Source organism: Pseudoxanthomonas sp. CCNWLY206-1 (assembly GCF_039710385.1).
Lineage (GTDB): Bacteria > Pseudomonadota > Gammaproteobacteria > Xanthomonadales > Xanthomonadaceae > Pseudoxanthomonas_A.
Genome location: NZ_JBDKXI010000005.1, coordinates 20775 through 28860, shown reverse-complemented (window position 1 = coordinate 28860; position 8086 = coordinate 20775). Strand labels below are relative to the sequence as shown.

General features: G+C 61.7%; 10 protein-coding genes. 5 read left to right on the top strand and 5 right to left on the bottom strand.

Annotation, left to right across the window (positions count from 1 at the left end):
• The first annotated feature begins 199 nt into the window (after positions 1-199).
• The 4 genes from AADW18_RS12365 (at position 200) to egtD (ending at position 4990) form a co-directional block, all read left to right on the top strand.
• Entirely contained in the window at positions 200-937 is a 738-nt protein-coding gene (locus AADW18_RS12365) for an ATP-binding cassette domain-containing protein (RefSeq protein ID WP_337343700.1), read from the top strand.
• Complete coding sequence (locus AADW18_RS12360; protein ID WP_337343699.1) at positions 934-2430, top strand: glycine betaine ABC transporter substrate-binding protein; 1497 nt, start codon at positions 934-936, stop codon at positions 2428-2430. The genes AADW18_RS12365 and AADW18_RS12360 overlap by 4 nt, the downstream gene beginning before the upstream one ends.
• 281 nt (positions 2431-2711) lie before the next feature.
• Complete coding sequence (gene egtB / locus AADW18_RS12355; RefSeq protein ID WP_337343698.1) at positions 2712-4013, top strand: ergothioneine biosynthesis protein EgtB; 1302 nt, start codon at positions 2712-2714, stop codon at positions 4011-4013.
• The gene (gene egtD / locus AADW18_RS12350; protein ID WP_337343697.1) at positions 4010-4990 is read left to right on the top strand and encodes an L-histidine N(alpha)-methyltransferase; all 981 of its coding nucleotides are present in this window, start codon (positions 4010-4012) and stop codon (positions 4988-4990) included. The genes egtB and egtD overlap by 4 nt, the downstream gene beginning before the upstream one ends.
• A 121-nt stretch (positions 4991-5111) precedes the next feature.
• Here the strand turns inward: egtD and AADW18_RS12345 are convergent, their stop codons facing one another.
• Entirely contained in the window at positions 5112-5462 is a 351-nt protein-coding gene (locus AADW18_RS12345) for a NirD/YgiW/YdeI family stress tolerance protein (RefSeq protein WP_337343696.1), read from the bottom strand.
• Between the two features lie 281 nt (positions 5463-5743).
• Here AADW18_RS12345 and AADW18_RS12340 point away from each other — a divergent pair, with 281 nt between their 5' ends.
• A complete protein-coding gene (locus AADW18_RS12340) occupies positions 5744-6247 on the top strand; it encodes an MgtC/SapB family protein (protein ID WP_337343695.1) in 504 nt (167 codons plus the stop codon).
• Positions 6248-6359: 112 nt separating this feature from the next.
• On the opposite strand, the gene AADW18_RS12335 is transcribed toward AADW18_RS12340, so the two are convergent.
• The 4 genes from AADW18_RS12335 to AADW18_RS12320 all read right to left on the bottom strand — a co-directional run bounded on the left by AADW18_RS12335 (position 6360) and on the right by AADW18_RS12320 (position 8055).
• Positions 6360-6779 (bottom strand): VOC family protein, encoded by a 420-nt coding sequence (locus AADW18_RS12335; protein WP_337343694.1) that lies wholly within the window; start codon positions 6777-6779, stop codon positions 6360-6362.
• A gap of 8 nt (positions 6780-6787) precedes the next feature.
• Positions 6788-7510, bottom strand: a complete 723-nt coding sequence (locus AADW18_RS12330; protein ID WP_337343693.1) for an iron-containing redox enzyme family protein — start codon at positions 7508-7510, stop codon at positions 6788-6790.
• 158 nt (positions 7511-7668) lie between these two features.
• Entirely contained in the window at positions 7669-7818 is a 150-nt protein-coding gene (locus AADW18_RS12325; RefSeq protein ID WP_337343692.1) for a hypothetical protein, read from the bottom strand.
• A 108-nt stretch (positions 7819-7926) separates the two neighbouring features.
• Complete coding sequence (locus AADW18_RS12320) at positions 7927-8055, bottom strand: hypothetical protein (protein ID WP_337343691.1); 129 nt, start codon at positions 8053-8055, stop codon at positions 7927-7929.
• Positions 8056-8086: the final 31 nt, after the last annotated feature.

Here is an 8086-nt window from a genome sequence, read left to right as displayed (position 1 = left end):
GCTCCCGTAGGAGCGTCGTCCCGACGCGAGCTCTTCTTGTCAGCTCGCGACATGGCAGCAAGAGCTCGCGCCGAGACGGCGCTCCAACAAGAGCCCATGCATGAGCGTGCGCCATGCGCATCACGCCGAAATGTCACCGGCCGTGCGCACAGCGCACGCTACGGTCCAAAACACCGGCCAAGGACGCTAAGCTCACCCGATGTTCGAGCTAAGACACGTAAGCAAGCACCACGGCGCGACCGTCGCGCTGGACGCCATCAACTTGTCCATTGCCTCAGGGCGGACAACCGCTTTGATCGGACCTAGCGGCGCGGGTAAGTCCAGCATACTGCGCATGCTGATCGGGCTGGAGTGGCCGGATACCGGCGAAGTACGCTTCGATGGCGTGCCGCTGCGACGCGAGACATTGTTGGAACAGCGGCGGCGTATCGGCTACGTGATCCAGGAGGGTGGATTGTTTCCGCATCTCACCGGCGCCGCCAACGCAGCGCTGCTGGCGCGCACGCTGGGCTGGGAAACATCGCGGATCGAAGCGCGCCTCCGTGAGTTGGCGGATCTGTGCCAGCTGCCGTTCGCCGCACTATCGCGCTATCCCGCGGAACTTTCAGGCGGGCAGCGCCAACGCGTTGGCCTGATTCGCGCGCTGATGCTGGACCCGGCGGTACTGCTGCTGGACGAACCCCTGGGCGCTTTGGATCCCGTCATCCGCCACGACTTGCAAACACAGATGCGCGCGCTGTTCGCACTGCTGGGCAAGACCGTGGTGCTGGTGACGCATGACGTGGCCGAAGCGGCATGGCTGGCCGACACGCTGGTGCTGTTGCGCGCAGGCAAGGTATTGCAACAGGGCAGCATCGACGAGCTGCTGGATGCGCCTGTCGACCCGTTCGTGCACCGGTTCATGCATGCACAGCGGCGTTTGCGGGAAGGCGCATGAAGCGGGACCTACTCACATGGGCATCGGGGTTTCTGTTGGCCTGCTTCTGCGCTTTCCCGACGCTGGCGCAAACCCAGAAACCCGAGACGGTAATCATCGGATCCAAGAATTTCACCGAAGCGGTGATCCTGGGCGAGATCGGCGCGGGTGCAGGACGGCAGGCAGGCGTGACGGTCGAGCATCAGCGCCAACTTGGAGGTACCCGCATCCTGTGGCGCGCCCTGGAAACCGGCGCCATCGACGCATATGCGGAGTACACCGGTACGCTGGCCGAGGAACTGCTGAAAATGCCAGGGGCAGACCACGAGGCGTTGCGTCGCGCATTGGCGCAACGCGGCTTGGCGATGACGGAGCCACTGGGTTTCGACAATACGTACGCCTTGGGAATGCGCGACGAACGCGCGCAGGCGTTGGGTATTGCGAGGATCTCCGATCTGCGTGGCCACCCACATCTGAAAATAGGTCTGAGCAACGAATTTCTTTCGCGTGTGGATGGCTGGCCCGGATTGCGCGCCGCCTACGGCCTGCCGCAGCGAGCCGACGGCCTGGACCACGATCTCGCATACCGCGGGCTGGCCAGCGGCGCCATCGACGTGACCGATCTCTACAGCACCGACGCGGAGATTCCGCGCTACAGGCTACGGGTGCTGGTCGACGACCGGGGTTACTTTCCCGACTACGCAGCGGTCTATCTGTACCGCGCGGACTTGGCGCAGCGTGCACCGGCCTGGGAGGCTGCGTTGAAGAACCTCGCCGGCCGCATCGATGCGCCGACCATGCGACGGCTCAACGCGCGAGTGAAGCTGGACCGCGAGAGCGAAGCGGTGGTTGCCGCCGATTGGCTGGGCGTCGCCGCGCCGGAAACAGGCGGTCGCGCGGCGCGGATCTGGCATCGCACCCGCGAGCATCTGGCGCTGGTCGCACTATCACTGGGACTGGCGTTGCTGGTGGCCTTGCCACTGGGCGTGCTCGCCGCGCGGCGGCCAAGATTGGGGCAAATCGTTCTTTCGGCGACGGGATTGCTGCAGACGCTGCCCTCGCTGGCGGTATTCGTGTTCATGATCCCGTTGTTCGGCATCGGGGCGAAGCCCGCTATCGCGGCGCTGTTCCTCTACAGCTTGCTGCCGATCGTGCGCAACACTCATGCCGGGTTGACCGGCATTCCGTTGGAGCTGCGCGAAACCGCCGCGGCGATGGGTCTGACGCCACGGACGAGGTTGTGGCGGGTGGAGTTTCCGCTGGCGTTGGGAACCATTCTGGCGGGGATCAAGACGGCAGCGGTGATCAACGTGGGCACCGCCACCCTGGGCGCGCTGATCGGTGCGGGCGGCTATGGCCAGCCGATTCTCACCGGTATCCGCCTGGATGATATCGGTTTGATTCTGGAAGGTGCCGTGCCGGCTGCGCTGTTGGCTTTGCTGGTGCAGGGTGTGCTGGATGTGGCGCAGCGCTTGCTGACGCCGCGCGGTTTGCGGTTGGCGGCTAGAACGTAGAGCGGAGCTGCGCCTCGTGATAGCGCCGAATCAGTAGCAATGAGGCCGTCGCGACGGCCGTTGATAGCGACTAGCCGCACAGAAGGCACTTCTCGCCTTGCCCCAAGAGCAGCGGAGCAAGCTCCGCTCTACGGCCTATTCGTTATCACTGGCCGTTGCGACGGCCTCATTGCCATGGATTCGGTACCACCGCGAGGCGCAGCTCCGCTCTACATGAAAAGCCGACGCACACATCCAACCGCATAACAATGCTTTCACATAGTTCTCCTATGCTCATTTCGATGCCTGGGTCCATTGCCCCTGCCGAGAAGACCTACGACAGCGCCGTCGAGCCGCAGGCGTTGCTTGCACGTTACCTGTCCGTCCGTGCGGCCAGCCTGGCGCTGGCGGCACCGTTGTCGCCGGAAGACGCCATGGTGCAAAGCATGGACGATGCCAGTCCCGCCAAATGGCATCTCGCCCACACCACTTGGTTCTTCGAACGCTTCGTACTTTCCAGGCGCGATGACTACGTACTGGTAAACCCGCACTGGGATTATCTGTTCAATAGCTATTACCAGAGTGCGGGTCCGATCCATGCCCGGCCGCGGCGTGGATTGCTGTCGCGGCCAACATTATCCGAGGTGCTGGATTACCGAGCCGAGATTGATGCACGCGTACAGCAGCGTCTTGCCGGTGGTGATCTCAATGAAGACGATCTGCAAACACTGCTGCTGGGTACTCATCACGAACAACAGCACCAGGAACTACTGCTCACCGACATCAAGCACGCATTCTGGTCCAATCCGCTGACCCCGGCATATCGCAGCGATCTGCCCATGCGTCCCGGCCAGGCCGCATCATTGCGATGGGTGGCGCGCGACGAAGCCATCACTGAAATCGGCGCGGCGCCTTGGCCGTCATCGCCAGTCTTCGCCTACGACAACGAATCCCCGCGTCATCGTGTGCTGGTGCCAGCGCACGCGCTCGCCAGCCGCCCCATCAGCAATGAAGAGTATCGGGAGTTCATCGCCGATGGCGGCTATCGGACGCCTGACCTGTGGTTGAGCGAAGGTTGGGAACAGGCCCACACGCAAGGATGGCGGCGGCCGTTTTACTGGAGCGAGGACGGCGAACGCGAGTTCACGCTGGCCGGATGGCGCGCCTTGGACCCGCACGCGCCGGTCTGCCATCTCAGCTACTTCGAAGCCGATGCGTTCGCGCGCTGGGCGGGCGCTCGCTTGCCGACGGAGGCCGAATGGGAGCAGGCCGCGGCCGGTGCCAGCGTCGAAGGCAATTTGGCCGACACCGAAGCCGCCGCGCTGCATCCGCAGGCGCTAGCGACACATGGGCCAGGCCTGTGCCAGCTGTTTGGCGACGTCTGGGAGTGGACTTCCAGCGCGTATGCGCCTTACCCGGGCTTTCGTCCTCTGTCGGGTTCGCTAGGCGAATACAACGGAAAATTCATGTCCAGCCAATATGTGTTGCGTGGCGGCAGTTGCGCAACGCCGCGCGATCACGTCCGTGCCAGCTACCGGAATTTTTTCCCGCCATCCGCTCGCTGGCAATTTTCCGGGTTGCGCCTTGCCAAGGAGGTGGTATGAACGCTGCGATGATCTGCCCCCAGGTCTCCTCGCTCGCGGATCCGCAACCGCAAGCGGACGACCTGCTGGAAGACGTACTGGCGGGCCTGTCACGCACGCCGAAGCGGATACCGTCCAAGTATTTCTATGATCATCGCGGGTCGGAGCTGTTCGAAGCGATTACCCGGCAGCCGGAGTACTACCTCACCCGGGTCGAACAGGCCTTGCTGGATATGCGCATGCCGGCCATCGCCGAAGCGGTGGGTGCCCGCGTGCATGTAGTGGAGTACGGCAGCGGCAGCGGCCAGAAGACGCGGCAGCTGTTACAGGGTCTGCGCGAGCCTGCAGCCTATACCCCAGTAGAAATATCGCGCTCCGCGCTGGAAGAAACCGTGGCGCGTTTGTCGGCTGCGTTCCCCGCTGTCGAGATACTTCCGATCTGCGCGGATTTCACTTGCTCCGTGCCACTGCCGCAGGCGGTACGCTCATCACAACGAACGCTGGTGTTCTTTCCAGGTTCCACGCTCGGTAACTTCACGCACGATGAGGCGGTCCGCATCCTGGCGGGAATGCGCCAGATCATGGGGCCGGATGGGCAAGCACTGATCGGCATCGATCTGCAGAAAGATCCGGCATTGATCGAAGCCGCCTACAACGACGCAGCCGGCATCACCGCGGCATTCACACTCAACCTGCTGGTGCGGATGAATCGCGAACTTGGCAGCGACTTCGATCTGACTGGCTTCCGCCATTACGCCCGCTATGTTCACGAACGTGGCCGCATTGAAACTTTCCTGGTCAGTCTGCGACCGCAACACGTGCACGTCGCCGGGCGCGGCTTCCGATTCGGCCAGGATGAAGCCATGCTGGTTGAATACAGTCATAAGTACAGCAATGGCGGCTTCGCGGCGCTGGCCGCGGCTGCGGATTTGGTCGTGGCCGAGGAATGGAACGATCCCAAGGATTGGTTCGGATTGCGGTTGCTGAGACCGGGGTGATGAGCTCGGTCTCCGAGGGCTTGTCGTAGCGTGCGCTATGCCATGGATATCCTCGATACCATTCGAGCGGCGGATGCCGCATCCGCGTGAAAAGCGACTTGGCCCTCGCGTAAACCGCTGGCTAGTTCAAAACTTCCACTTGCTCCACATCGATCTCCACCGCGCCCCAGTCCTTCTCGACTTCGCCGATCAAGCGAACTTTGGTGGTGGCTTCGATGGGAGTGCCGAGCGGGAAATCTTCTGGATCGATTTCGACCCTCACCGTGCCGCTGTCGTCGCGGAACTCGTAGATGTCATTGCCGATATGGCGCACCAGCGTGCCTTCCAGCACCACGGGCGTATTGTCCGCTGCCTTGCTGGCCGAGTCGGCGGCCGTAACCGAACGGACGGCGTTGGGTCCCTTGTACTGCGCGACCGCCACGGTCGACATGGGTAGCAGCAGGGCTGCGGAAAGGAATGTCCGGAGGTTCATGACGAGCCTTCTTTTCGGGAGCGCACACCTTAGGCAAGCGGAGCAGGCACATCCATCGAGATCGCCCTAAAAGCGTTGGGGAGCATGGGACGTCGTGTGGATGAGGCGTGACTCTCTGGACGGGCAGCACCGGAGTCGAGGTGCGCAGCGGATTTTCACGTCAGACGCATGCGCCATGCCTTACACCGAGGCATCCACTTAACTTCTGGGACACCCATGGCCACCCTTACACGACACGGCCAAGCCGGCTTCCAGCGCAGCAATCGTCTGCGCGACGCGACATGATGGAATTCAATGCAATGATCGAGCAGGACCTATGGATTCTGGTGCGGATCGCCGCGGCCATGCTGCTGGGCGGGGTACTTGGCCTGGAGCGGGAGATGGGCCGGCATGCCGCAGGGCTGCGGACACATATGATGATCAGCGGAGCCGCCGCGCTCATCGTGGGCTTGGGCGACGTGATAGCGCAGCATTTTTCGCAGGAACAATACCGTGAACTGCTGCGGGTGGATCCGGTGAGGTTGATCGAAGCCGTGGTCGCGGCGGTGGGCTTCGTGGGTGCAGGTGCCATTCTGCGATCGGGCAAGAGCGATCGGGTACACGGCCTCACCACCGCGAGTTCGTTGCTGATGGCCGCGGCGATCGGTATCGCCGCCGGATTGGGCAACTATCTCCTGGCCTTGGGCGCTTCGCTGATGTGCGTGGTGGTGCTGGCGCTGTTTCGTCGCTTCGAGCGCGCGGTGCCTCCCGCTAGCGACGTGGGGAAGGACAAACCGAAGCGCTGATGAGACCGGTGTCGCGCCGTTGTGGGAGCGCCGTGCCGGCGCGAGCTTTTTCCGGAACCGGCAGATCATGAAAAGCTCGCGCCGGGACGGCGCTCCTACATTCAACGGGCGGTCAAGGAATAAAAGTCTGCTCGGGGTCGTCGAATGACTTGAATTCCAGCGCATTACCCGAGGGATCGAACAGGAACATGGTCACATGCTGACCCGGCTGGCCCTTCAGGCGCAGATGCGGTTCTTCATGGAACGCAACCTTCGCTGCCTTCAGCCGTGTGGCGAGCGATTCCCAGGATTCGCGGTCCAGGTTCATGCCGAAATGCGGTACCGGAACGGCTTCACCGTCAAAGCGGCCGCTTTGCAACGGCTGGCCCTCGCCGGAAATATGCGCGACCAGGTGATGGCCAAAAAAATCGAAATCCTGGTACGAAGTGTCGGTGCGGCCTTTCGGGCACCCGAGCACATCGCCATAGAAGTGTCGCGCTTCATCGAGATCGCGTACCGGAAAAGCAAGATGGAACTGCGTGATCGCGCCCATCGTCGCGCTCAGGAAGCCGCCGCTAACTGCGGCACGCAAGCGTCGAAGATGTTCTCCCAGAACAAGTTCCAGGCGGTGATGCTGCGTTCGTAGCCTTTCGCCAGCTCAGGCAACACGGTGGGGTCATCGCGCAGGTAGTCGTCAATGGCGCGGCGGGTGAGCTCGCCATGCACGATGTCTTCCTCGCCGGTATGGATCGTCCAGAACTCCCAATCGATATGTTCCTCGTTCGCGAGGAAATAGGGATTCTGTCGCATGTGCTCGAACATCACCGACAAATAGGTCTGGCACAGGCACTCGCCGCCCATGCCGCGCAGCCCCACGCCGTAGGCGATCGGATTGTTGGACATGTCGCGCGTCAGGCTCTTGAGGATACGTTCGTTTGCCGGAAGTGGATGCTGCAGGGCCTCGTCAGCAACACCGATGGTAACCAGGAAACGGTCGTACACCGTCGGGTGGGCTTTCTCCGGATCGCCCTCGCCCAGCTCCTCGGCGAGAATCTGACCCAGCAAACTGCGTAGCCCACCGAAGGGCAGGCGCGCCACCAGCAATGCAAGATCGCCGATATAGTCGATGGTGAAGAATCGATACTGGATGCAGACCTGGCGCAGCGCTTCGATGGGGAGTTCTCGGAGCACCTTCATTCTCTGCGCCGCTAGAACCTCGGTTGCCTCTTTGGCCTCGTCGGCGAAACGCCAGAACTGTTCCCGAGTCATCGGTTGAATTTGCATCACATTTAATTCCTGGGGGATGGGCGGAAGCGCGCACCTGCGGAATCCATGCGCACACTACTCTTCACGAATGATCGTGGTCGAGTGCGTGAATGGAATGTGTAGAAATGACGAAAGAAGCGTGACGGTTATAGATGAAACTACCTGCGACGCGATACCTATGCAGCTGATAGGCGCGAAAGCGAAATTACAAGGCGCTCCACATAATCATCCAGGATTCGGATCAGGTTGATAAAGCGTACATCCGCGAAGCGGTTGGCCGAAATTTTGCGATGAAATACAGGGTTTTCCTGCTGCGTGCCGAACATGACGAAATGCTGAAGATGTTCGACGCATGGCAGGTTGGCGCCCGGACTATGTTTCTATCGCTTCCAATTCAAGCGTTGCCATTGGTCTTTGTGAAAAGCGCGTGCACGTCAGATCTGCGCATGCGGGTTAGCATCACGCCATGCGGCAGTCGGCGCTTCGAATATTTCCGAAGCGTCATAACGACTGCTTTCGACAAGACGTAAGGTACCTGCATGCATGATGGCGACAGCAGACATGACGACTCCAGGGCGGCGGCGCCTACAGCGG

Coding starts and splice junctions, on each gene's coding strand:
- AADW18_RS12365 (WP_337343700.1), top strand. CDS start 200: ATGTTCGAGCTAAGACACGTAAGCAAGCACCACGGCGCGACCGTCGCG.
- AADW18_RS12360 (WP_337343699.1), top strand. CDS start 934: ATGAAGCGGGACCTACTCACATGGGCATCGGGGTTTCTGTTGGCCTGC.
- egtB (WP_337343698.1), top strand. CDS start 2,712: ATGCCTGGGTCCATTGCCCCTGCCGAGAAGACCTACGACAGCGCCGTC.
- egtD (WP_337343697.1), top strand. CDS start 4,010: ATGAACGCTGCGATGATCTGCCCCCAGGTCTCCTCGCTCGCGGATCCG.
- AADW18_RS12345 (WP_337343696.1), bottom strand. CDS start 5,462: ATGAACCTCCGGACATTCCTTTCCGCAGCCCTGCTGCTACCCATGTCG.
- AADW18_RS12340 (WP_337343695.1), top strand. CDS start 5,744: ATGATGGAATTCAATGCAATGATCGAGCAGGACCTATGGATTCTGGTG.
- AADW18_RS12335 (WP_337343694.1), bottom strand. CDS start 6,779: ATGGGCGCGATCACGCAGTTCCATCTTGCTTTTCCGGTACGCGATCTC.
- AADW18_RS12330 (WP_337343693.1), bottom strand. CDS start 7,510: ATGCAAATTCAACCGATGACTCGGGAACAGTTCTGGCGTTTCGCCGAC.
- AADW18_RS12325 (WP_337343692.1), bottom strand. CDS start 7,818: ATGTTCGGCACGCAGCAGGAAAACCCTGTATTTCATCGCAAAATTTCG.
- AADW18_RS12320 (WP_337343691.1), bottom strand. CDS start 8,055: ATGTCTGCTGTCGCCATCATGCATGCAGGTACCTTACGTCTTGTCGAA.